This is a genomic window from Pseudomonas mucidolens (assembly GCF_900106045.1).
Classification (GTDB): Bacteria; Pseudomonadota; Gammaproteobacteria; order Pseudomonadales; family Pseudomonadaceae; genus Aquipseudomonas; species Aquipseudomonas mucidolens.
Genome location: NZ_LT629802.1, coordinates 1,735,965 through 1,758,566, shown reverse-complemented (window position 1 = coordinate 1,758,566; position 22,602 = coordinate 1,735,965). Strand labels below are relative to the sequence as shown.

The following is a 22,602-nucleotide window of genomic DNA, read 5'->3' as shown; positions in this document are numbered from 1 at the left end:
AACAGCGGGTTTGGTGGCCACGCTACGGGCGCCTGCGACAACCTGGCAAGCCGTACACAGCGCAAACTTGATCGCCGTCAAGCGGCCATTCACCCACCTCGACATAGTCTCTGCTGGCACTAAGAACCTGCGCTCTACCCCGCCCTTCGCAGGGCATCGCAAAGGTCTTGCCCGAGGAGAAATGGAATGCTGACTCGCAACACAACACCCTTCGCCCTGACCCTGGCCAGCCTCGGCTGCGCGCTGGCCTTGGTCGTTTCAACGCAGGCATTCGCAGCCGCCACCGCAGTGACGGTGCCCATGGTCAAAAGCCCCGGCGCGCCGGACTTGAGCCAGGCCGAGTTCGATGCCTCGAAGCAGATTTACTTCGAGCGCTGCGCTGGCTGTCACGGCGTATTGCGCAAAGGCGCCACCGGCAAGCCGCTGACCCCCGACATCACCCAGGCCCGGGGCCAGGCGTATCTGGAAGCACTGATCACCTACGGCTCGCCCGCCGGCATGCCGAACTGGGGCACCTCCAATGCGCTGACCAAGGCGCAGATCACCAGCATGGCGACGTTTATCCAGCATACCGCGCCAACGCCACCTGAATGGGGCATGGCCGAAACCCTCAAGACTTGGAAGGTACTGGTCAAACCCGAAGATCGCCCCAAGCAGCAGCTCAATAAGCTGAACCTGGAAAACCTGTTCTCCGTGACCCTGCGCGACGACGGCAAAATTGCCCTGATCGATGGCGACAGCAAGCAGATCGTCAAGTTGATCGAGACCGGCTACGCCGTCCACATCTCGCGGATTTCCGCCTCGGGACGCTACCTGATGGTGATCGGGCGTGACGCCAAGATCGACATGATCGACCTGTGGCCCGCCGAGCCGACCAAGGTCGCCGAAATCAAGGTCGGCATCGAGGCCCGCTCGGTGGAAACCTCGAAATTCAAAGGCTACGAAGACACCTACGCGATCGCCGGCTCCTATTGGCCGCCGCAGTTCACCATCATGGACGGCGAGACCCTGGAACCCAAACAGATCGTCTCGACCCGTGGCATGACGGTCGACAAGCAGGAATACCACCCCGAGCCCCGTGTGGCGGCGATCATTGCGTCCCATGAATGGCCCGAGTTCATCGTCAACGTCAAGGAAACCGGCAAAGTGATGCTGGTCAACTACCAGGACATCAAGAACCTCACCATCACCACCATCGACGCCGCCCCGTTTTTGCATGACGGTGGTTGGGACAGCACTCACCGCTACTTCATGACAGCGGCGAACAACTCCAACAAGGTCGCGGTGATCGACTCCAGGGAGCGCAAGCTCACCGCGTTGGTGGACGTCGGCAAAACCCCGCACCCAGGACGTGGCGCCAACTTCATCCATCCGCAGTACGGACCGGTATGGGCCACCAGCCACTTGGGCGACGGTGGTATTTCGCTGATCGGCACCGACCCGCTCAAGCATGCGCAGTACGCCTGGAAACAGGTGCAATCGCTCAAAGGCCAAGGCGGCGGCTCGCTGTTTATCAAGACCCATCCCAACTCGCGGCACCTGTACGTCGATACCACGCTCAACCCCGACACCAAGCTCAGCCAGTCAGTGGCGGTGTTCAACATCGACAAGCTCGACGCCGGCTACACCGTGCTGCCGATTGCCGAATGGTCCGGGATCAAGCAAGGCGCTATGCGCGTGGTACAGCCGGAATACAACAAGGCCGGCGATGAGGTGTGGTTCTCGGTGTGGAGCGGCCAGGAAGAGGAATCGGCGCTGGTGGTGATCGATGACAAAACCTTGAAGCTCAAGAACGTGATCCGCGACAAGCGCCTGATTACCCCGACCGGAAAATTCAACGTCTACAACACCCAATTCGACATTTATTGAGCTTCATCAACAAGAGGTAACTCCATGACAAATATCCTGCTTGCACTGGTGGCCCTGGGCGCAACACTAAGCCTGCCCACCGCAATGGCCCAGGACGGCGAAGCGCTGTTCAAGAGCAAACCCTGCGCCGCCTGCCACACCGTCGATAGCAAAATGGTCGGGCCGGCGCTCAAGGACGTCGCGGCGAAAAACGCCGGGGTCAAGGACGCCGCCAAAACATTGGCCACCCACATCAAGGACGGCACCCAAGGTAACTGGGGGCCGATTCCGATGCCGGCCAATCAGGTGACGGATGAAGAAGCCCTGACCCTCGCCAACTGGGTACTGAGCCTGAAATAAGCACAAGGAGCGCGCCATGCAAGCATCGATGATCGGTTCGGCCATGGCGCTGCTTTTCCTCATTTGCGCGCCGGTGCAGGGAGCACCGACGCCCGCGCGCCAGGACCAGTTGGAACACCTGCTGACCCAGGACTGCGGCGCCTGCCACGGTTTGTACTTGACCGGCGGCCTCGGCCCGGCCCTGACCCCGCAAGCCCTCGTTGGGCAAACCCGCGAAGCGCTGATAACCACCGTCACCTACGGCCGCCCGGCCCTGGCAATGCCCGGCTGGGCACCTTTGCTCAGCCCCACTGACATCGCCTGGCTGGTCGACCGCCTCCTGCAAGGAACCCCCGCGCCATGAGCCGTCCTCTGTTTGTCTGCATCGCCAGCCTGTTGCTGGTGGCTTGCGTGCAGCCACCGCTGCGCGGCACCGGCGACCTCGGCCTGGTGGTGGAACGCGCCACGGGAAGCCTGCAAATAATCGAAAGCAGCAGCCTGACGCGCTTGGCGCAGGTCGACGGGCTGGGGGATTTGTCCCATGCCTCGGCGGTATTTTCCAGGGATCAACGCTACGCCTACATTTTTGGCCGCGATGGCGGGTTGACCAAGGTCGACCTGCTGGAACAGCGCATCGACAAGCGCATCATCCAGGGCGGTAACAGCATCGGCGGCGCCATCAGTCAGGACGGACGCTTGATTGCCGTCTCCAACTACCAGCCGGGCGGAGTCAAGGTGTTCGACGCCGCGACCTTGCAACCCGTGGCGGACATCCCGGCCACCGCCCTGGCCGATGGCAAGCGCTCGCGCGTAGTCGGTCTTGTCGACGCACCGGGCCAGCGCTTCGTGTTCAGCCTGTTCGACACCGACGAAATCTGGAGCGCCGATTTCAGCCAAGGCAACACTCCGACGCTCACGCGCTTCACCGGGATCGGCCGCCAGCCTTATGACGCGCTGATCACCGCCGACGGCCGCTACTACATGGCCGGACTGTTTGGCGAAGACGGCATGGCCCAACTCGATCTGTGGCACCCAGAGCACGGCGTCAAACGCATTCTGGGTGACTACGGCCGCGGCCAGGAAAAGCTCCCGGTGTACAAGATGCCCCATTTGGAAGGTTGGGCCGTGGCCGGCAGCCAGGCGTTCGTGCCAGCCGTGGGCCGGCATCAGGTGTTGGTGATGGACGCCGGCACCTGGCAGCAGACCGCCGCCATCCCGGTGGCCGGCCAACCGGTATTTGTCACCGCACGGCCCGACGGGCGCCAACTGTGGGTCAACTTCGCCTATCCCGACAACGACCGGGTGCAGGTGTTCGACAGCGAAACCCGGCAACTCGTCGCCGACCTGCGTCCCGGCCCCGGCGTGCTGCACATGGAGTTCACCGGACGCGGCGAGCAACTGTGGTTATCGGTACGCGACGGGCAACAGGTGCAAGTTTGGGATCCCTATCGCCTGACCCTGCTCAAGAGCCTGTCGGCGGACAGTCCCAGCGGGATCTTCTTCAGCCTTCGCGCACAGAAAATGGGGTACTGAGATGGAACTTGATGAACTGACCAGGCGTTTGATCGACCGCTACCAGCACGGCATGCCACTGTGCACCGAGCCCTATCTTGAAATGGCCCGCACTCTGGGTTGCAGCGAGACCGAGGTCATGGCCTGCCTGCAACGCCTGGAGCTGGCGGGTGCATTGTCACGTATCGGCCCGGTGTTCGATCACAGTCGTGCCGGCGCCAGTACCCTGGCGGCACTCGCCGTACCCGCCGAGCGCCTGGAACAGGTGGCGGCACGGATCAGCGGTTACCCGGAGGTCAATCACAACTATGCCCGCGAGCATCACTACAACCTGTGGTTTGTACTCACCGGGCCCAACCGGCGACATCTGGAACAGATTCTCGAGGAGCTGGAAAACGACACCGGTCTCACCCCGCTGGACCTGCCGATGCTCAGCGCATACCGCATCGACCTGGGCTTTTCCCTGGAGGGACGGGCATGATCGCGTCACTCGATCACGCGCAATTGCTCGACCTGCGCCAGTGCCTGGAACGCGGTTTGCCCAGGGTGTCGCGACCGTATGAGCAGCTCGCCGAAGAAATCGGCGCCCATCCCCATCAAGTGCTGCAGCAGATGCGGCAGTGGCAGGAGCAAGGCTTGTTTCGTCGGGTCGGCCTGGTACTCAACCACCGAGCCCTGGGGTTTGTCGCCAACGCGATGCTGGTACTCGATGTACCCGACGCGCTGATCGATGAAGTGGGCCAGCGTCTCGGCTGCGCACCCGGTATCAGCCTCTGCTATCAGCGCCCCCGCCGCCTGCCGCACTGGCGCTATAACCTGTTTTGCATGGTGCATGGCCGCGAGCGTCAAGCGGTGCAGGCGCAGATCCAGGTGCTGTTGGAACAGCAACTGCTCAGTGACCTGCCGCACCAACTGTTGTTCAGCACGCGCATGTTCAAGCAATGCGGCGGGCGTTTTGCGCCGCCACCCTCACAGGCATGGGCCCATGGATGATCTGGATCGGCTGTTGATCAACCGGCTGCAACGCGGCCTGCCGCTGGTGCGCCACCCCTGGGAAGTGATCGCGCAGGAACTGCACGGCACGCCGGAGGATTTGCTCGACCGTGTCCACTCGTTGCTGGAAGACGGGGTCCTGACGCGCTTCGGCCCGATGTTCGATATCGAGCGTCTGGGCGGCGCCTTCACCCTTGCCGCCCTGTCGGTGCCCGAGGCGCGCTTTGAACCAGTGACCGTGCAACTCAACGAACTGCCGCAGGTGGCCCACAACTATCGCCGTGAGCATCACTGGAACATGTGGTTCGTACTGGCGTGCGCCACCGCCGATGAGTTGGCCGTCACCCTGTCGCACATCCACACCATCACCGGATTGCAGGTGCTCAACCTGCCCAAGGAGCAAACCTATCATGTCGGTCTGTATTTCCCGGTTTGACGAGAACCTGGCCCAGCGTTTGGTCCGCCTGACCGAAGCCGGCCTGCCGCTGCTGGAAGATCCCTGGGCCTGGCTCGCCGAGCAACTGGGGATCAGCGTCGAGTCAACCCTCGACCTGCTCAAACGCTTGCAAAGTGAAGGCGCCATCCGCCGTATTGCCGCGGTGCCCAATCACTATCGCCTGGGCTACCGCCACAACGGCATGACCGTATGGGATGTGCACGATGAACAGATGCCGCGCCTCGGCGAACTGATCGGCGCCCAGCCTTTTGTCAGCCATTGTTATCGCCGGCCACGGCGCGTTGACTGGCGCTACAACCTGTTCGCCATGGTGCATGGGCGCAGCCGCGAAGAAATCGACAGTTACCGTGAACACCTGCGCTTCCTGCTGGGTGATGCCTGCCAGGCGGACGAAATGCTGGTGAGCAGTCGCATCCTGAAAAAGACCGGCTTGCGCCTGACGCGCTGAGTTCAACGTTCGAGGAGGAAGGACCCTATGCTGCGGATCAGTCATTATCTGCGCACCCTGGCCGGTCACTGCCCGCCGCCACGCAGTGCAACACCGGGCAGCGACCGCGCTCCTGTGGTGATCTGGAACCTGCTGCGCCGCTGCAACCTGACCTGCAAGCACTGCTACGCTACCAGCGCCGACAGCGTGTTTCGCGATGAGCTGGACACCTCAGCGGCGCTGAGGGTAATCGATGATTTGCATGCAGCCGGGGTCAAGGTGTTGATCCTGTCCGGCGGCGAACCGCTGCTGCGGGCTGATCTGTTCGAACTGAGCGCCTATGCCCGCAGCAAAGGCTTTTTCGTTGCGCTGTCGAGCAACGGCACCTTGATCGACGAAAGCAACATCCAGCAGATTACCGACGCGTGTTTCGACTACGTCGGCATCAGCATTGATGGCTTGCAACCGACCCACGATGCGTTCCGCCAGTCCCAAGGCAGCTTCCAGCGCTCGATGCATGCCATCAGCCTGTGCCGCGAGGCCGATATTCGCGTCGGCCTGCGCACCACATTGACCCAGGAAAATCATGCCCAACTCCCGCAACTACTGGGCTTGATGCGTGAATACGATGTACAGAAGTTCTACCTGTCACACCTCAACTACAGTGGGCGCGGCAAACGCAGCCGGCAGTTGGACGCCCACCGGCAGATGAGCCGCGATGCCCTGGAGCGGATTTTCGAGCAGGCCTGGAAGGACATTCAGCACGGTATCAGCAGTGACTTTGTCAGCGGCAACAACGACGCCGACGCGGTGCTGTTGTTGCAATGGGTCCAGCGCCACTTGCCGCAACACTACCCGCACCTTGAACACTTGCTGCGCGCCTGGGGCGGCAACGCCTCGGGCAGTGGCATTGCCAATATCGACAACACCGGCGAAGTGCATCCAGACACCTACTGGTGGCAACACTCGGTAGGCAATGTGCGCCGCACCGCGTTCCGCAGCCTCTGGCTGGAACGGCCAGACCCATTGCTGCTGCGCCTGCGAGAGCATCCGCGCGTGGTCGGTGGGCGCTGCGCCGAGTGCCGCTGGCTGGGCATCTGCAATGGCAACACGCGCACCCGGGCCTGGGCCGACGGCGACCTCTGGGGCGAGGACCCCGGCTGCCACCTGAGCGACACAGAAATCGCCCGCACCCCGCCCACGCTTATTCCTTGCTCGGCACGCTGAACCACTCGGCCAACGACCTGGCGACACAACCGGGAGCGGCCCACCTGATGATGAACCAAGGAAGTCTCATGCCCTCATCCCTAGCGTTACCAACCGCGCTGCACTGCCCTTTCCACCCCGGCGAAGTCGCCCTGGTAGGCGCCGGCCCTGGCGATCCACGTCTGTTGACGCTGCGTGCCTGGAGCCTGTTGATGCAAGCCGACGCCGTGGTGTTCGATCGGCTGATCAGTGCCGAACTGCTGAGCCTGATCCCCCTGACCTGCGCGCGGCATTACGTGGGCAAGGCCAGCGGCTACCACAGCCTGCCCCAGGAGCAGCTCAACCAACTGCTGGCCGAACTCGCCGATAATGACCAGCGGGTGGTGCGCCTCAAGGGCGGCGATCCGTTCATCTTTGGCCGGGGTGCCGAAGAACTGGAATACCTGCTGCAGCGCGGCATATCCTGCCAGGTAGTGCCCGGCATCACGGCAGCGGCCGGGTGCAGTGCCTACGCTGGCATCCCGCTGACCCATCGTGACCTGGTCAACTCGTGCCGGTTCGTCACCGGGCATTTGCAGCGCGACGGTGAGCTGAAACTGCCGTGGGGCAGTCTCGCCGATACCAGCCAGACCCTGGTGTTTTACATGGGGCTGGCGAACCTGGCGGTGATCGCTGAACAGTTGATTGCTGCAGGTCTGCCCGCCGAGACTCCGGCAGCGCTGATCTGTAACGGCGCCCGCGCCGATCAACAGGTGCATCGCGGCAGTTTGCGCCTGCTGCCCGCCATGGCATTGGCCTGTGAACCCGGCGTGCCGACCCTGACGGTGATCGGCCAGGTGGTCGACCTGTTTGCCGACGCCGCCCTGCACTACCCTGCCAGTCTCGCGCCCGGCCACATCGCGCCGGCCAAGGTGGCGGTATGAAGCGCCTGTTGCTGATACCGCTGCTGTGGGCCAGTGCTGCCCATGGCGCGCCGGATACCGCTGCGGATTATCGACAGCATTGCGAACGCTGCCACGGCCTCAACCGCGTAGGTGCCACCGGCCCCGCACTGCTGCCGGAGAGCCTGGGGCGGATCAAGCCTGCGCAGATTCGCCAGGTCATCGAACAAGGTCGCCCGGCCAGCCAGATGGACGCATTCGCGGCGCTGCTGACAGCTGAACAAATCGACGGCCTGGTGAGCTTCCTGCAACAGCCACCCGCGCAGCCTGCGACCTGGAACGCTGAAGACACTCGCAACAGCCACCGCTTGCTGGCCGACCTCAGTCAATTGCCCGATACCCCGCAGCATCACGCCGACCCGCTGAACCTGTTTGTGGTGGTGGAGTCCGGTGACCATCACATCGACATTCTCGACGGTGATCGTTTTACCGTGCTCGACCGCTTCGCCTCGCACTTTGCCGTGCATGGCGGGCCAAAGTTTTCCCCGGATGGGCGTTTCGTCTACTTCGCCTCCCGCGATGGCTGGATCAGCCTCTACGACCTGCACAACCTCAAACTGATCGCCGAGATCCGCGTCGCACTCAATACCCGCAACCTGGCGGTGAGCAAAGACGGGCGTTGGGTGCTGGTGGGCAATTATCTGCCGGGCAACCTCACTGTACTCGATGCCCGCGACCTGTCGCTGGTGAAAGTGCTGGCGACCGGATCGCGGGTCAGCGCGGTGTATACCGCGCCGCCCCGGAACAGTTTTATCGTGGCGCTCAAGGATGTGAATGAAGTCTGGGAGTTGTCCTACGCAGACCCCAAGCCACGTTTCGAACCCCGGCGTATCCAGGCCCGGGATGTGCTGGATGATTTCTCTTTCTCACCCGACTATCGGCAATTGCTGGCGACTTCGCGCAAGGCGGGCGGCGGTCAGGTGATCGATCTGGATTCTGGCCAGGTGGTCACCGATATTCCGTTGGTGGGCATGCCGCACTTGGGTTCGGGCACTTATTGGCAACGCAACGGGCAATGGGTGTTCGCCACGCCGAATATCAGCAAGGGGCAGATTTCGGTGCTGGACCTCAAGACCTGGAAGCTGATCAAGCAGATCCCGACCCTGGGTCCGGGGTTCTTCATGCGCAGCCATATCAACTCGCGCTATGTGTGGAGTGATGTGTTCTTCGGGCCGGATAACGACGCTATTCACTTGATCGACAAGCAGACCCTGGAAATTGCGCACACCTTGCGGCCCATGCCGGGCAAGACCGCGGCGCATGTTGAGTTCACGCGGGACGGGCGCTATCTGTTGTTGAGTATCTGGGATACGGACGGGGCGCTGATTGTGTATGACAGTCAGACGTTGCAGGAGGTGAAGCGGATCCCGATGAACAAGCCCTCGGGCAAGTACAACGTGGGGAACAAGATTGAGTTTGTGGAGGGGACTTCGCATTGAGGTGGTTGTGGGGGACGACACCTAAAAGCCGCTTTCTGTAGGAGCGAGCTTGCTCGCGAAAAACCTTAGAACGCCTCGCAGCGCCAGATTTCCCGAGTCATCGTTAACCACCTTCGCGAGCAAGCTCGCGCCTACAAAATGAGCGAGCTGAAAAACCGTACGGAGAGACGCGCCTGACAACACTCAAACCGTGCGAGAAAACTGCCCCTTTTGCTCTGCACCAAGATACGCATCAAACGCCATCGCCACACTGCGCACCATCAACTGCCCTTGCGGCATTAGCTGCACCGCGTCCTCCTGAATATGCAAAAGCCCATCCGCCACCTGCTCATCCAGTCGCGACAAGGCCTGGGCAAAGTACTCGGTAAAACGGATCGCATGCCCCGCCTCCACACTGGCAAAGTCGATTCGCCCGTGGCACATCAGGCCATTGATCACATCGCGGCGCAGCACATCATCGGCATTCAGTCGGTAGCCACGCTGCACCGGCAACAAACCCGCATCCAGACGAGCGTAATACTGGGACAGTTCCTTGACGCTCTGGCTATAGCTGTCACCCACCTTGCCGATGGCCGAAACGCCCAGGCCAATCAGGTCGCAGTCGGCGTGGGTTGAATAGCCCTGGAAGTTACGCTGCAAGGTGCCGTTGGCACGGGCAAGCGCCAGTTCATCGTCGGGCAAGGCGAAGTGGTCCATGCCGATATACACGTAGCCGGCCTCGGTCAAGCGGCGAATGGTCAGCTCCAGCAGTTCCAGCTTGCGCTCCGGTGGCGGCATGTCTTCGGGACGGATCATCCGTTGCGCACGGATTTGCATCGGCAAATGCGCATAACTGTAGGCCGCGACGCGGTCCGGGCGCAGGGCGATCAGTTTGCTCAGGGTCACGTCGAAACTGGCCACGGTCTGCAGCGGCAAACCATAGATCAAGTCGACACTGATCGACTTGAAACAGGCCTCGCGCGCAGCGGACACCAGTTGCAGGATCTGCTCCTCGCTTTGCACGCGATTGACCGCCGCCTGCACCTCGGGGTCGAAGTCCTGCACCCCGAAGCTCAGGCGATTGAAGCCCAGCGCCCGCAGGTTCTTGATGCGCTCGACGCTGATGGTGCGCGGGTCGACCTCGATGGAAAATTCATGCCGCTCGCTGCGGTCCAGACTGAAGCCCTCATCCAGACACGTCATCAACTCGGCCAGCTGCGTGTCGTCCAGGTACGTCGGCGTGCCCCCGCCCAGATGCAATTGGGTCAGGGGCCGCGAGCGGTCGAACAACGCCGCTTGCATCTGGATCTCACGCTTGAGATAGCCCAAGTACTCCACCGCGCGATGGGTCTTGCGCGTGATGATCTTGTGACAGCCACAGTAGTAGCACAGGCTTTGGCAGAATGGCACATGGATGTACACCGACAGCGCCTTGGGCTGCACCGCGTGGTTGCTGGCAGCTACCGCTTGCTGGTAGTCATCCAGCGCAAAAGCTGAATGAAACTGCGGCGCGGTCGGGTACGAGGTGTAACGCGGCCCCGGGCGATCGTATTTCTGCACCAGGGCCCGGTTGAACTCAAACGCATTCATGGTCGATCGTCTCGTCATTGGAGCAAGGAGGGACAGCGCTGCCGGCCCGGTCAAACAACGCGCAAAGGGCTTCCACCTGATGGCGCCCTGCGGGCAGCACACAGAGGAAACGCTCGGACAAGTCGATCAGGCCGTCCTGGTGCAGGTGCTCCAGCAACGGCCAGATCGCCGAGAAGTAGCGGCGAAAGTCCAGCCCGTAGCGACGCTCCAGCGCCTGGATGTCCAGCTCCAGATCACAGGCCAAACGCTCCATGACGTGCTGGCGAATCTGCTCACCGGACTCGCAGCGCCAGCCGCAGGCGGTGGGGAGCAGGCCGTTGTCCAGTTGCTGACAGTAGAGCGCCAAGTCATCAGCGTTTTGCGTGTACAGGGCGTCGATCTGGCTGATGGCTCCCAGGCCAAAACCTACGTGGTCACAATAGCCATGCCGCGTAAACCCCTCGCAGTTGCGACTCAGCCGCCCACGCTCCTGGGCCAGCGCCAAGTCATCGTCAGGGCGTACGAACTGGCCCAGGCCGATGTAGTGATAGCCCGCGGTCTCCAGGCGTTGGAATGCCATATGGCGCATCGCACTTTTGTCCGTATCCCTGGACAACGCACGGAGCGCTTGCGGCTGATAGCGCCGTGGCGCCTGGGCGTAATCGAACACCCGTATGCGATCAGGTTCCAGGGCGATCAGGCTGTCCAGCTTCAACCCGAAACTGTCGCACGTCTGCCACGCATGCCCGTAGCCCAGGTCGACATTCACCGAGCGAAAGCCGAACGTGCGCGCCGCGTCGATCAGCGACTGGATGGGTGCCGGATCTTGATAACCGGTCACCGAGGGCGCGACGTCGGCACTGGCATCAGGCACGCCGATGCTGATGTGGTTGAAGCCCAGCTCTCGCAGACGCCCCATGGTGGCCCACCCCGTGTGCAGCGGATCCAAATCGATGCTGTAGTCGCCCTGATCGTGCTCGAGAAAATGCAGGCGACTGTGCAGGTAGTTCATCAGCCGCTGAAGATCGGCCATGGCCGGGATCGCCCCGCCCCAGTGAAATTGATCCACCGACTGACGGCTACCCAGATGACGCTCGACCAGGCGTATCTCTTGCTCCAGGCCGCGTAGGTAGTCACTCGCAGAAATGCCCGCCGGCCATTGCAGGTTCAGCGCCAGGGGTCTTTGCCGTTGCCGGCTGTCGCGCAAAGCGCGTAACTGGTCCAGGGCGCCGACACCGCGGTGAAATTTGCCAATATCCACTTGGCCCTGATCCAGCACGCCTTGGTCACGACGCTGGCGCCACTCGCGGGCGGGATGAATGAGAGTGAGCATGGCAGTCTCCGGGGCTGGCTACGGTGGACCATTGTCCGGTGCGACCGGACAGCGCACCTTGATATGCATCAAGGCCGAAGGACACCAGGCTTGAAAAAGCCAGCGGCGACTACCAGGTGAGGTAGAACATGCCCTTGGCCAGCAACACAATGGCGACCATATGGCAAAACAGGCTGAGATGGACGAAACGCAGGTACGCCGCACTGGCTCGACGACGGCGCATCAAGAGCATTGTCAGGAGGAAGTGCATCAGCACGCTGCCGGCCAGGATTAACTTGAGCGTCAGCAAGGCGCCGAAGGAGGAACTGGAAGGCGCTGCCAACGCCGGTAAATAACGTAACCAGAGCATGCCGAGACCCGCGCCGAACAGTACCAGCAGCACCCACGGCATCAAGGCCCTCGCGCGCCGGCCGATGCCCTGCTCCACCAGCAACATGACCCGCGCCGGCAATTGTTGGTGCAGGCTGGCGAGGATCAGCACTTCGAAGAACACCGTGCCGATAAAGATCAGCGCGGCAAACAAATGGGCCAGCAGGAACAGGAGATAGAGCATTCAAGCCTCACGGAAACGGACCCTGGTACCGTGACTGTGCCTGACAGAGGTGGGGGTTGCCTTGATGCCAATCAATTGAGCTTCACCGGGCAAACGTGTGTTTGCCCTGCGCAGCTGTCGAGCCTTGGCGAGGCTGCGATAGCGATGTCTGTGACCTGGACGTGCGACAGCTTGCCACAGACGCAATCGGCGCTTCGACTGGTATGGTGTGGACCGCCCCTGTGGCAGGACGTCGCAGATTAACAAGCGTGTTTGAGGTGGTCAGCATGCCTGCCCTTCTCGCTCGCCTCTTTCAAGGCCTGACTTACCTGTTTTATGCGCAACCGTCAGGCGTTTCACGGGACGCACACGTCATGAGTACGTTATTCACCCGCCGCACAGTTCTCACCGGTATGGGCCTGCTGGGCCTGGGTCTGCTGAGCGGCTGTGACACCGGCCCCAAACTGAACTTCAGGTACGGCAAGGATCTCAGCGACAAGATCATGGGCCGTACCTTCAAGCTCAAGAACACCGCAGGCGAAACCGTGACCCTGAGTTCGTTCCGAGGTTTGATGCCAGTGGTGTTCTTCGGCTTCACCCAATGCCCGGCCGTCTGCCCCACCACGTTGGGGCGTATGGCCCAGGCCAAGAAATTGATGGGTCGCGACGGCGAAATCATGCAGGTGATCTTCATCACGCTGGACCCGGAGCGCGACACGCCCCAAGTGCTCGACGCCTATGTCAAGGCCTTCGACCCCAGCTTCGAAGCACTCTACGGCACATCGGAAGAAATCGCCGTGGCCGCCAAGGAGTTCGGGATCTTTTATGAAAAGATCCCCGCCGGCGATACCTACACCCTGTCCCACACATCCACCAGTTTTGTCTTCGACACCCGTGGCAATCTGCGCCTGGGCCTGTCCGCGTCCCTTAACGCCAAAGAGTGCGCAGAAGACCTGCTCACCGTCATGGAGGTCTGCTAATGACTGCTGTTCAACACCTCAAGCGCCTGGCCCTCGGTCTTTCCCTGCTGGGTCTCGCCGCCCACGCCAGCGCCCAGGTCCAAGTCAGCGAGGCCTGGGTGCGCGCCACAGTGCCCGGCCAGCAATCGAGCGGTGCCTTCATGAACCTGACCGCCGACAGCGACAGCAAGCTGCTCAGCGTCAAGTCGCCGGTGGCCAAGGATGTACAGATTCATGAAATGAGCATGAAGGACGACGTGATGCGCATGGGACCGGTCGAGGCCGTGGCGCTGCCGGCCGGCCAGACAGTCAAGCTCGATCCTGAGGGTTACCATGTGATGCTGATGAACCTGACCGGCCAGATCAAGGAAGGCGACCAGGTGCCACTGACCTTGACCGTGGAAAATGCCAAGGGTGAAAAACACGACATCGCGGTACAGGCGCCGGTTCGCAGCTTGAACAGCGCCGACGGCCATATGATGCACTGATCCCTTGTCAAAGCCGGCTCCCCGACGACGTAGGTTGAGAACCAACCTACTGGATCTCGCCGCACGACTAACACTGTTACCTAGTAGTGTTCTAGCGGCGCCCGGCTACGGTGTGTCACCCATAAACCTCCTAACCGTAGCCAACTTTTTTCAAACTACAGCTCGCCCCTAGCATTTTATTATTTTTAGTTAGATCGCTTAGCGCAACAACCGCGACAACAAATAACCCCCTGGACCGCATAGTCGAGTATTAGTCCGTGACGGACAGGCCCGCCCCAATCAGCGTCAAGGCGCAGGCCAGCATTTCGTACAGAGCCCGGGTTCTGCTGCTCCTGAACGCAAAGTAACGCGGGGGGCCGATGAATGCCGGCAGTGTAGAGAACTGTGCCTAGTGAGCCTCTACGGCATGCGGGTGCTGGACTGCCGCTTTCGCCTAAACTGTTTAGTACCGTCCTTTCAACGCCAAGACGAACTCCGCGGGCGTTCCCTGTTCAGCCTGTCAGTGTGAGTAGTTTCTCCTATTTTTTTTACTTTTTACTTGGCATGACTATACTCATCACGCCAGTCTCAAATGGTATTTTGGCAAGGATGGTCACTATATAAAACAATGGAGAATGTCATGAAATATCATAAACTTGCCTTGAGCATCATCATGCTTTATGGTTTTTGTTCCACTGTACAGGCTGCGGAGCAAAGCGCTGTAAAAAAAACTCCGGAGATATACCATGGAACATCGGAACTACCGCCATCTCGACAATATTACTGCTATTCCCAACAAGATTATAACAATGGCAGTAGCGGCATTAAAAACGCTGCCTGCAAAGAAGCTTATGAGAATGCGGGTGAAGAAAACTGGGAACGTGCCAGAATATTTGATAATTGGAATACTTATTCTCAGAACCTTTCCGGCTCTCAATACCCGGACAAGCCGAAAGACCTCGTTCCTGATGGAAAGCTTTGCTCTGCAGGGAAATCAGACTTTGACAGTATCAATCCCCCCAGTAATGCTTGGCATACCTCCAATCTTGAAGTAAAAGATGGTCGTGTTCAGTTAACTTATATTGCCAGTCAAATGCATGACCCGAGCGAATTCAGGGTTTTCCTGACCGACCAAGACCACCTGACGTGGGACTCGCTTAAGGAGTCCCCTGACGTCAAGGTGAAAGGAGAACCTGATACTGACAATATTGGTCCAGGTCGTTATTATTTAGATGTTAAACTTCCTGAAGGCTATGTCAGCGAAAGCAGATCGTTGCTGTATATTATGTGGGAACGCAATGAAGATCCCGCACGTGAAACGTTCTTTAGCTGCAGTGATGTGGTGCTAAAAGAGACGAAATAACTCGAGGCCTGACTCGATTTTTCTCATGCGATAATGGGGCGGGTGCTTAACATATAGCATGTTGGCACCCGTTTTATTACACTCAAAAGTTTCTGGATTATTTTTGCAGCGAGGGTCTAGAGTCTGTACAAAAAATAATGCTGTAAACACCGCATGGCACACCAATGAGAGCACCGCCGCATAACTTTTCGCGAGTTTGTAGAATCACGTAACGATGCAACGGCTCTCTTTCAGCCAGGCCTTGTAAACCCGCCCCCTCTCCAAGCAATGTCGCCATGTTCATCGCTCGGACCAAGACGAGCGCGCTGAAGGTCACTGGTGTGGATTTGTGCCGCCACACCGGATCGCGGTCGATGTCGTCAGCGCCCTCGTAAACCGTTTCGAAAAAATAAGGTGAAGAAACCTCTGACCTCTTGCGTTGTGGCTGATATCCAGTCGATGCCGTTTGTCACCTTTACGGTCGAACTGTCATTTTTAACAGGTTCGGCTTTGTAGGTTTTGTCCTATCTTTGGGGTGTGAAATAGCCAAGCACTCAATACCCGCTGATTAGGAGATAGGCAGCCATGAACCAGACCTTCCAGATCCCAAGTCAGAGTGAACGGGTTGCTGTCGATATGGCGAAAATGGCCTCAAGCATTGCAGTACAACGCCCGTACTTTGCATTTCGTTCACTCTACAAGGTGTTAAGCGAGTGGGATATATGGGGGGATTTTAAGCCTGAGCAACCGTTAGGGAGCGAGTCCGGGCCATTGGCTACGGCCGAGGCAGGGCGTCACCTTGCAATACTTGGATCCTGTGCTGCTGCTCTTTCGCAAACGGAAGGTGAGCGTGTTTATTACTTGGCTGCACAAGCCAAGTGGGATTTACAATGCCACTCTACGGATTTTACCCCACGGCAATTGATGACAGCACGGGCGAAGATAGTTGATAGGTCTCGCAAAATGGTGACGGCAAAAACCGAGCTGTTGATTGAAGGGCGATTATTTGGAACATTGTCAGTGCGTTACCAGATATTGGCAGAAAAGACATTTGAGAAGCTATTTTCAAGCCATCGAGAACCCATTCGTTCACCCTCTGTCAGTTCGCCCTATACCAGAGCTTTCCCTCTGTCGGTGCTTGCCCTGAGTGCGCGGGAGATCACTGCCAGCAGTATTGGATTCTCGCCCGTGTTGTGCGAAGGGCATTTCCCTGAATACCCCATGTGGCCAGTGGCGGTGGTCATGTATGGGATGAGTCAGGTCACGGCTCGGCTATTGGATCATAGGATGGGGCGGAATGTTTTCTATAGGGTTCTGTATGCGGTTATAGAGGCGGACGAGTTGGTTCCAGCCAATAAGCAACTTGTTTTCAGTGCCCGTTTTGCCTTCATGTCTGCGGACGGCAAGCTCTGTGATGTGGTGTGTAGCACCTCGTATGAACGGAGGGTTATTGCCACAACTCGCATCGAACTTGCGATTGAGTGACTGGTGAACTTGAGTGATGGGAGGACGTTGCTGCTCCATGACGGGAGTAGGCGTGCCCCCCACCTGTTTTATCCCTATCACTTAGTATCTCTCCTGCGCGGCGATTGGCTCTGTTTCCAGCTAACCCAAGCTGATCAATCCACTCCACCGGATTCGGCGCATATGCATAGACATTCAGCCCACCCGCAAACCCAATTGGATCCTTGCCAATAGACCTTCCCACCTGCGGATCATAGTACCGATAACGGTTGTAGTGCAGCCCGGTTTCCACATCGAAGTACTGCCCCTGAAAGCGCAGCGGATTGCGGATGTCGGTCTGTTTGGCGTGCTCGCTTCGCTGTTCCTTCGCCAGTCCCCAAGACTTGTAGATGCCAGCCCAGGCGATGTCGCCCTGTTCGTCGGTCAGCTCCATCGACGTGCCGAGGTGGTCGCACTGGTACCAGGCAAACGCATTGAACGGAATCGGCGTGACCTTGTGCTGCCACACCGGATCGCGGTCGATGTCGTAAGCACCTTCATAGACGGGTTCAGGCAGCAAGTTGATGCTGCGCTGCTCGATGGCTTGAGCCACCGGCACAAAGCTGCCCGGTTCAAAAAAATAGTGGGGCAGGCGTTCGCTTTTGTCGTTGTTGCGGCTTTCGAAGGCCAGTACATCGCCGTCCCAACCATAGATCGTGTAGCCGTAGCCATACTGCTCATTGAGCTTGGCGCGCTCCATCTTGTTCCACATCGGTCCGGCTTCGCGGCGGTCGTGGTACTTGGTTTTGGACAGTTTGAACAGCCGTCGGCCCAGCGCGTCGTAGGCGAAGGTGACGGTCAGTCTGTCATCTGAGTAACCGGTCAGACGGTCGTATAGATCCCAGGTGAAGTGGGATTTTTTGCCGTTGTGCAGGCGCTCCTTGAGGTTGCCGCGTTCGTCGTAGCTGTAGTGGGTGCCGACGTAGTCGCGCAGCAGGTTGTCGAGCAGCTTGGGCGAGCCGTAGTGGTTGGGACGCCGCGGCGCCTACGGGTCCAGTAGAATGCTGGCCGGGTCGAAGGCGACGGTTTCTTCACCGGTACACAAGCGCAAGCCCTGTTGGCCTAGGTGCTCAACACCACCAAGCAAACGTCGGCCAGCCTTGCCTCCCCGTTATCTCAGACACTCGTGAAAAACGCCGAAATGCCCCTGCTCGCTACCCACGTAACCCTGAGCGCGATAGAAGTCTGCGGCGTTCATTGTCGAGTCCAGCACCACCTCGCGGATGCCCAGCGCCAAGGCCAGGTGTTCAAGGTGCGCGAGGAGCTTTTTGCCGAAGCCGCGACCGGTGAACCCTGGCAGCACAAACAGTGCACCGATTTCCCGCTGATCCGGGTCCAGCATGCCTGTGGCAACCGGTTCGCCGTTGATGCATCCCAGGTAAAACGGTGTATCCAGCAACGTGCTATAGCCGTCCTCGGCCGAGCCTCGAGTCCAGGTCATCATCTGCTCGGCGGTGTAGGCGCCGATACACTGGCTGCGAATCGCCTGCAGGCGAATGTCGAATGCGGCCGGGTCGTCGTCGGGGGCGGCTCGTCTGATTTCCAGCACTGTCATCTCCATGAATAAACCGCGTCGCCAATGACCTCAAGGTGCCATTAGCCCATTTGTGCTAATCGACCCTTGCTCATGCCGGCGCTATATTTCCCGGCAATCCCAATGCTTTCCCCAAACACGGCGAACCCGCTGTGAAGGGGATCGTTGCGCGTCGAAAAAACCATAACAACCCCAAGGAAGAAGCACCATGAAACTGCACGCCCCTTTTACTCGTCTCGCCCTGCTCGGAGCCTTAGTGATCGGCGTCGCCGGTTGCAGCAACGTCAAACCCAGCGAAGACCACCTCAAGACGCTTTCGGAAACCAACCTGGGCGAGCCGGTCAAGCGCATCTCCAATGTGCGCAGCGACTCCATGCAGACCTATTACGTCGCCAGTACGGCCTCCGGCGACTACAACTGCCAGGTGCCAAGCGGCGCCAGCGGCGGGATGATGGCGGTGGCGAGTTTTGGCATCATGAAACCCAGCGCCCTTTGTCAGGCCAAGGGTGCCAAGGGCGGCCAGTTGGCGCCGTTTATGCAGTAGGCATTCGTGCAGTTGCCGGGCACTGACTGAGGTCACGCAGGGCGGCTCGCAGCTCTGCCGGGCGCACCGGCTTGGAGAGGATCGCAATCTGACGGTCGTGCAACGCCGCCTGAATCTTTTCCACGTCGTGCCCGGTGAGAATCAGCGCCGGTACCGCCTCGCCGCGCATCTGGCGCAAGTGATCAATACACTCGATACCGGTGGCGTGCTTGCCCAGGTCATAGTCGGCAACGATGATGTCGCAATCGCTGACCAGGTCGCGCCCGTTCAATTCGGCTTGCACCTCGCACCCCCACCGTTCGAGCAACGCCTGGGTGGCCAGCAGTACGTTGTGGTCATCTTCCACCAGGCACACTTTCAACCCGGTCAGCAGTCCGGCCTGGCGCGGCTCGTCGCGCTGAACCGTTTGCCGGGGTGCCATCGCCAGCGTCAAGCCCTGCAAACTGACCGACGTGCCCCGGCCGAGCCGTGAGCGCAACACCGCCTGAATACCCATCAACTGCCCCAAACGCTTGACGATGGACAAACCCAGGCCGACGCCTTCGACGTCCTTGTCGCGCAACTGGCGCACCCGATAAAACTCCTCGAAAACCTTGGACAGATGCTCCTCTGCAATCCCCCGGCCCCGATCATGAATCTCCAGCACCACACCATCGCCACGCTTGCGCACACCGATCAGTACCGGACGTTGCGCGCCGTATTTGAAGCAATTGGAAAGCACGTTCTGCACCATGGTCGACAGCAGCGCCGGGTCCACCCGAACCCAGTGGGGACACGGCCGCAGCCGCAGTTCCACGCCAGCCCAGCGTGCGGCCTCGGCGTTCTGGCGCACCAAGTCGGCCAGCAGTTCCCCCAGGTTCACCACCTGAAACTTAGGCAGCAGCCGACCGTTATCCAGGGTGTAGAGGTCGAGAATGGAACGAAACAACTGCGACACGTTGAGCAGCGAGCGGTCGATATTGTCCACCAGCCGCCGCTCTTCATCCCCCAGCCGCGCCTCGCGCAAACAAGCGGTGAACAGGCCAATGGAGTGGATCGGCTGGCGCAAATCATGGCTGGCCTGGGCCAGAAACCGCGACTTTTCCAGGTTCGCGGCGATGGCTTCTTCCGATGCCTTGCGCGTGCGCTCCAGCAGCAAGTGGGCGTAGACCGGAATCACCGTGCTGGTGATCATCAACATCAGCACCATGAACGGTTGCGCCTGCCACAAGGGTGTCAGCCGATAAACAATGAGCAATGCCAGCAACGCCAGCGCCGTGGCAATCGCCAGGTAGCGCGAGCCGTAACGCATGCCGTTACCCAGATTGACCCAGACCATCACCGCATACAGCGGCAATGCCGCTTCGCCGCCCAGAACCAGGCCGAACGAAGTGCCGGCATAGTCATGGATCATCCCGAAAATCCGCCGCGCCGGATAATGGCCGGGCCAGCGCACGATGACTTGGCGCAGAACAATCGAGGCCAGCAGGAACACGACGATGTAGAAGATGATCGGCAGGTAGCGCTCCGGTGATTGCCCCGGCAAAAAGCCGAGTACACCGATGTACACAATGGCGCAGACGGCCACCAGGATACGCAGGTTGGCCTGGTCGAGTTCGGCGTCTTTCTCGAACTTCATGGGTAACATCCTTGTGCGGTAATCGTCATATCCATCACACCCTGCAAGCAGCCTGCGAACGGGATGTTAAAGTAGCATGCAACAGGACCACCTGGCCCAGGGAGGCGCACACCATGACATGCCGGATCATCATAGCCGACGACCATCCGATGTTTCGCGAAGGCATGCTGCGCACCGTGCAGCGCCTGTTGCCCGAGGCGACGGTGGAACAGGCCGGCGACCTGGAAACGGTACTCGAGCTGCTCAAGACCGGTCCCGAAATCGACACACTGATCCTCGACCTGCGCTTCCCGGGCCTGACCGGCATGCACCAGTTGGCCGAGCTGCGCCAGCAACTGCGTCGCACCACGCTGATTATCGTGTCGATGGTCGACGATCCGGGACTGATCGAGCAGGTCATGCAAATTGGCGTCGACGGTTTCATCGGCAAGAACATCGCCCCCGACGACATTGGCCAAGCCTTGCTCGCCATCCGCCAGGGCGAAGTGCTGGTCAAGTTCGAGCCGTCCGGGCTGCTACCGCTGGACACCAACGGCCTAACGGCCCGCCAACAGGAAGTGCTGCGGCTGATCGCCCAGGGCAAGACCAACAAGGAAATCGCCAAAACGCTGGATATCTCGCCGTTCACCGTCAGGATCCACGTGTCGTCGCTGTTACGCAGCTTGAACGTACCTTCGCGGGCCGCCGCGGCGGTGAAGTATTCCGGAGAGGTTTAAACGACATTTGATCGCTCCAACTCTCGGCAAAGGAAAGATAGCGCGCGTTATCATTCCCGGTCTTTATTCCCAACCGCCTCCAGGTCTCCACATGCCCGCCCTTACCTTCCGCAACGCCAACCTGCAAGACGCCGCCCGCTGCCATGAGATCGAAATATCCGCCTACGAGGGCGATGAAGCCGCGACCCTGGAGAAGATCGCCACGCGTATCGCGTTGTACCCGCAAGGTTTCCTGATTCTGGAGGCGGATGGCGAAGTGGTGGGCTTTATCAACGCTGGCTGCGCCGATGAGGTAGTGATGTCGGATGAAGCCTTCAAGGAGTTGGTGGGGCATTCAGCGGATGCGCCGAATGTGGTGATCATGTCGGTGGTGGTCGATCCGGCGTATCAGGGCAAGGGCTATTCGACGCGGTTGATGGAGACGTTTGTGCAGCGCATGCGCGAGATGAACAAGAAGACCATTTACCTGATGTGCAAGGAGCAGCACATAGAGCTGTATAAGCGCATGGGCTACCTGTACGCACGACCGTCGGCGTCCGATCATGGTGGGATGGCGTGGCATGAGATGTTGATGGATATCTAGCTTGTCGCCGTTACTGTTGGGGAACGTCAGACCAGTAGCAGACGGGTGAACTCGCATCGCCCCGGCGGTCCAGCTCTTCTTCCAGCCATTCGGCAAGCACCCGCGCATTGTTCGCCTGGGTGTCGTGAGCCGAGTAGACCAGCGTGAGCGTACCGGCCTGGGCGATATCCACCAGCTTCCACCAGGCCGCAGGCCGTGCGCCCAGTTCCTGGCGATACGCGAAGGCAAATTGCGCAAAACTCAAGGTACCGGACTTGAAGGCCTTGCGCAGTGCGGTGGTCGGGGCGACGTCAGGCAGCCACTCGTCCAGCAGCAACGCATCCTTGCGGCAATTGCGCGGCCACAGGCGGTCGACCAGAATGCGTTTGCCGTCATCCGGCCCAGGCGTGGTGTAAGCGCGTTTGCATTGGATCATGACCACAGACTCATGCGTTCAAAAACCTGTTCAGCATACCCCTATCAGCTCCCCGAAGCACCGCCGCCGCCCCGGTCCCCCCAGCACCGCCGCCAACGGCAAGAAAAACCCCACGCGGCTCTTTGTCCAGGCGACTTTCATTACCGCGAACAGAATCAGGTACAGGCAGCGCACCGCCAACCCCGCCAGCCAGTTGATAAAGGACACCTCGAACAGATAATGATCGATCAGCACCAGCCCGATGCTATAGCCGATCAACGTCAATCCGAAATAAAAAGCACGCGCGGTTAAGTTCCCAAAGGAAACTTGATTATCGTCCTACTCACCAGCTTTTAACGTACGCCGC

Annotated in this window: 26 protein-coding genes and 1 pseudogene; 18 read left to right on the top strand and 9 right to left on the bottom strand. The window is 59.8% G+C overall.

Annotation, left to right across the window (positions count from 1 at the left end):
• Nucleotides 1-186: 186 nt before the first annotated feature.
• From BLU75_RS08460 to BLU75_RS08410, 11 genes are all read left to right on the top strand, one after another.
• Entirely contained in the window at nucleotides 187-1,869 is a 1,683-nt protein-coding gene (locus BLU75_RS08460) for a nitrite reductase (RefSeq protein WP_084377813.1), read from the top strand.
• A gap of 24 nt (nucleotides 1,870-1,893) precedes the next feature.
• Complete coding sequence (locus BLU75_RS08455; protein ID WP_084377815.1) at nucleotides 1,894-2,208, top strand: c-type cytochrome; 315 nt, start codon at nucleotides 1,894-1,896, stop codon at nucleotides 2,206-2,208.
• Between the two features lie 16 nt (nucleotides 2,209-2,224).
• Nucleotides 2,225-2,551, top strand: a complete 327-nt coding sequence (locus tag BLU75_RS08450) for a c-type cytochrome (protein WP_084377817.1) — start codon at nucleotides 2,225-2,227, stop codon at nucleotides 2,549-2,551.
• Nucleotides 2,548-3,720, top strand: a complete 1,173-nt coding sequence (locus BLU75_RS08445) for a cytochrome D1 domain-containing protein (RefSeq protein ID WP_084377819.1) — start codon at nucleotides 2,548-2,550, stop codon at nucleotides 3,718-3,720. The genes BLU75_RS08450 and BLU75_RS08445 overlap by 4 nt, the downstream gene beginning before the upstream one ends.
• A 1-nt stretch (nucleotide 3,721) precedes the next feature.
• The gene (locus BLU75_RS08440; protein WP_084377821.1) at nucleotides 3,722-4,180 is read left to right on the top strand and encodes an Lrp/AsnC family transcriptional regulator; all 459 of its coding nucleotides are present in this window, start codon (nucleotides 3,722-3,724) and stop codon (nucleotides 4,178-4,180) included.
• The gene (gene ahbB / locus BLU75_RS08435) at nucleotides 4,177-4,692 is read left to right on the top strand and encodes a siroheme decarboxylase subunit beta (RefSeq protein WP_084377823.1); all 516 of its coding nucleotides are present in this window, start codon (nucleotides 4,177-4,179) and stop codon (nucleotides 4,690-4,692) included. Before BLU75_RS08440 ends, ahbB (BLU75_RS08435) begins: the two co-directional genes overlap by 4 nt.
• On the top strand, nucleotides 4,685-5,128 hold the full coding sequence (locus BLU75_RS08430; RefSeq protein ID WP_084377825.1) for an Lrp/AsnC family transcriptional regulator: 444 nt from the start codon (nucleotides 4,685-4,687) through the stop codon (nucleotides 5,126-5,128). The genes ahbB (BLU75_RS08435) and BLU75_RS08430 overlap by 8 nt, the downstream gene beginning before the upstream one ends.
• Complete coding sequence (gene ahbB, locus BLU75_RS08425) at nucleotides 5,103-5,597, top strand: siroheme decarboxylase subunit beta (RefSeq protein ID WP_084377827.1); 495 nt, start codon at nucleotides 5,103-5,105, stop codon at nucleotides 5,595-5,597. The genes BLU75_RS08430 and ahbB (BLU75_RS08425) overlap by 26 nt, the downstream gene beginning before the upstream one ends.
• A gap of 27 nt (nucleotides 5,598-5,624) precedes the next feature.
• The gene (gene nirJ / locus BLU75_RS08420) at nucleotides 5,625-6,803 is read left to right on the top strand and encodes a heme d1 biosynthesis radical SAM protein NirJ (protein ID WP_084377829.1); all 1,179 of its coding nucleotides are present in this window, start codon (nucleotides 5,625-5,627) and stop codon (nucleotides 6,801-6,803) included.
• Nucleotides 6,804-6,871: 68 nt separating this feature from the next.
• Nucleotides 6,872-7,705 (top strand): uroporphyrinogen-III C-methyltransferase, encoded by an 834-nt coding sequence (gene cobA, locus BLU75_RS08415; RefSeq protein WP_084377830.1) that lies wholly within the window; start codon nucleotides 6,872-6,874, stop codon nucleotides 7,703-7,705.
• Nucleotides 7,702-9,162: a cytochrome D1 domain-containing protein gene (locus tag BLU75_RS08410; RefSeq protein ID WP_084377832.1), complete on the top strand. Its 1,461-nt coding sequence runs from the start codon at nucleotides 7,702-7,704 to the stop codon at nucleotides 9,160-9,162. Before cobA ends, BLU75_RS08410 begins: the two co-directional genes overlap by 4 nt.
• Before the next feature lie 36 nt (nucleotides 9,163-9,198).
• On the opposite strand, the pseudogene BLU75_RS27775 reads toward BLU75_RS08410, so the two are convergent.
• From BLU75_RS27775 to BLU75_RS08395, 4 genes and pseudogenes are all read right to left on the bottom strand, one after another.
• A pseudogene (locus BLU75_RS27775) lies at nucleotides 9,199-9,285 on the bottom strand (outer membrane lipoprotein carrier protein LolA); the annotation flags it as partial.
• Nucleotides 9,286-9,345: 60 nt separating this feature from the next.
• Entirely contained in the window at nucleotides 9,346-10,731 is a 1,386-nt protein-coding gene (gene hemN / locus BLU75_RS08405; protein WP_084377834.1) for an oxygen-independent coproporphyrinogen III oxidase, read from the bottom strand.
• Nucleotides 10,718-12,043, bottom strand: a complete 1,326-nt coding sequence (locus BLU75_RS08400) for an oxygen-independent coproporphyrinogen III oxidase (RefSeq protein WP_084377836.1) — start codon at nucleotides 12,041-12,043, stop codon at nucleotides 10,718-10,720. The genes hemN and BLU75_RS08400 overlap by 14 nt, the downstream gene beginning before the upstream one ends.
• A gap of 109 nt (nucleotides 12,044-12,152) precedes the next feature.
• Nucleotides 12,153-12,596 carry a CopD family copper resistance protein gene (locus tag BLU75_RS08395; protein ID WP_084377838.1) on the bottom strand — a complete coding sequence of 148 codons (444 nt, stop codon included), beginning with the start codon at nucleotides 12,594-12,596 and terminating at the stop codon, nucleotides 12,153-12,155.
• Between the two features lie 353 nt (nucleotides 12,597-12,949).
• Between BLU75_RS08395 and BLU75_RS08390 the strand changes: the two genes are divergently transcribed.
• The 4 genes from BLU75_RS08390 (at nucleotide 12,950) to BLU75_RS08375 (ending at nucleotide 16,828) form a co-directional block, all read left to right on the top strand.
• Nucleotides 12,950-13,555: an SCO family protein gene (locus BLU75_RS08390; protein ID WP_084377840.1), complete on the top strand. Its 606-nt coding sequence runs from the start codon at nucleotides 12,950-12,952 to the stop codon at nucleotides 13,553-13,555.
• The gene (locus BLU75_RS08385) at nucleotides 13,555-14,022 is read left to right on the top strand and encodes a copper chaperone PCu(A)C (RefSeq protein WP_084377842.1); all 468 of its coding nucleotides are present in this window, start codon (nucleotides 13,555-13,557) and stop codon (nucleotides 14,020-14,022) included. The genes BLU75_RS08390 and BLU75_RS08385 overlap by 1 nt, the downstream gene beginning before the upstream one ends.
• 619 nt (nucleotides 14,023-14,641) lie before the next feature.
• Nucleotides 14,642-15,364 carry a lytic polysaccharide monooxygenase gene (locus BLU75_RS08380; protein ID WP_157720757.1) on the top strand — a complete coding sequence of 241 codons (723 nt, stop codon included), beginning with the start codon at nucleotides 14,642-14,644 and terminating at the stop codon, nucleotides 15,362-15,364.
• Nucleotides 15,365-15,928: 564 nt separating this feature from the next.
• Complete coding sequence (locus BLU75_RS08375; RefSeq protein ID WP_084377846.1) at nucleotides 15,929-16,828, top strand: hypothetical protein; 900 nt, start codon at nucleotides 15,929-15,931, stop codon at nucleotides 16,826-16,828.
• Here BLU75_RS08375 and BLU75_RS28100 read toward each other — a convergent pair.
• Nucleotides 16,791-17,558 (bottom strand): RHS repeat-associated core domain-containing protein, encoded by a 768-nt coding sequence (locus BLU75_RS28100; protein ID WP_167413908.1) that lies wholly within the window; start codon nucleotides 17,556-17,558, stop codon nucleotides 16,791-16,793. The two genes, BLU75_RS08375 and BLU75_RS28100, sit on opposite strands and share 38 nt — an antisense overlap.
• Nucleotides 17,559-17,957: 399 nt before the next feature.
• Nucleotides 17,958-18,395: a GNAT family N-acetyltransferase gene (locus BLU75_RS08365; protein ID WP_084377848.1), complete on the bottom strand. Its 438-nt coding sequence runs from the start codon at nucleotides 18,393-18,395 to the stop codon at nucleotides 17,958-17,960.
• 193 nt (nucleotides 18,396-18,588) lie between these two features.
• Here BLU75_RS08365 and BLU75_RS08360 point away from each other — a divergent pair, with 193 nt between their 5' ends.
• Nucleotides 18,589-18,924, top strand: a complete 336-nt coding sequence (locus tag BLU75_RS08360) for a hypothetical protein (protein WP_084377850.1) — start codon at nucleotides 18,589-18,591, stop codon at nucleotides 18,922-18,924.
• On the opposite strand, the gene BLU75_RS08355 is transcribed toward BLU75_RS08360, so the two are convergent.
• On the bottom strand, nucleotides 18,914-20,542 hold the full coding sequence (locus BLU75_RS08355) for an ATP-binding response regulator (RefSeq protein WP_084377852.1): 1,629 nt from the start codon (nucleotides 20,540-20,542) through the stop codon (nucleotides 18,914-18,916). The two genes, BLU75_RS08360 and BLU75_RS08355, sit on opposite strands and share 11 nt — an antisense overlap.
• A gap of 113 nt (nucleotides 20,543-20,655) precedes the next feature.
• On the opposite strand from BLU75_RS08355, the gene BLU75_RS08350 reads away from it, so the two are divergent.
• Nucleotides 20,656-21,258 carry a LuxR C-terminal-related transcriptional regulator gene (locus BLU75_RS08350; protein WP_084377854.1) on the top strand — a complete coding sequence of 201 codons (603 nt, stop codon included), beginning with the start codon at nucleotides 20,656-20,658 and terminating at the stop codon, nucleotides 21,256-21,258.
• Nucleotides 21,259-21,349: 91 nt separating this feature from the next.
• Entirely contained in the window at nucleotides 21,350-21,841 is a 492-nt protein-coding gene (locus BLU75_RS08345) for a GNAT family N-acetyltransferase (protein ID WP_084377856.1), read from the top strand.
• 10 nt (nucleotides 21,842-21,851) lie between these two features.
• On the opposite strand, the gene BLU75_RS08340 is transcribed toward BLU75_RS08345, so the two are convergent.
• On the bottom strand, nucleotides 21,852-22,256 hold the full coding sequence (locus BLU75_RS08340; protein ID WP_084377858.1) for a DUF488 domain-containing protein: 405 nt from the start codon (nucleotides 22,254-22,256) through the stop codon (nucleotides 21,852-21,854).
• A gap of 30 nt (nucleotides 22,257-22,286) precedes the next feature.
• Complete coding sequence (locus tag BLU75_RS08335; RefSeq protein WP_084377860.1) at nucleotides 22,287-22,514, bottom strand: hypothetical protein; 228 nt, start codon at nucleotides 22,512-22,514, stop codon at nucleotides 22,287-22,289.
• Between the last annotated feature and the right edge of the window lie 88 nt (nucleotides 22,515-22,602).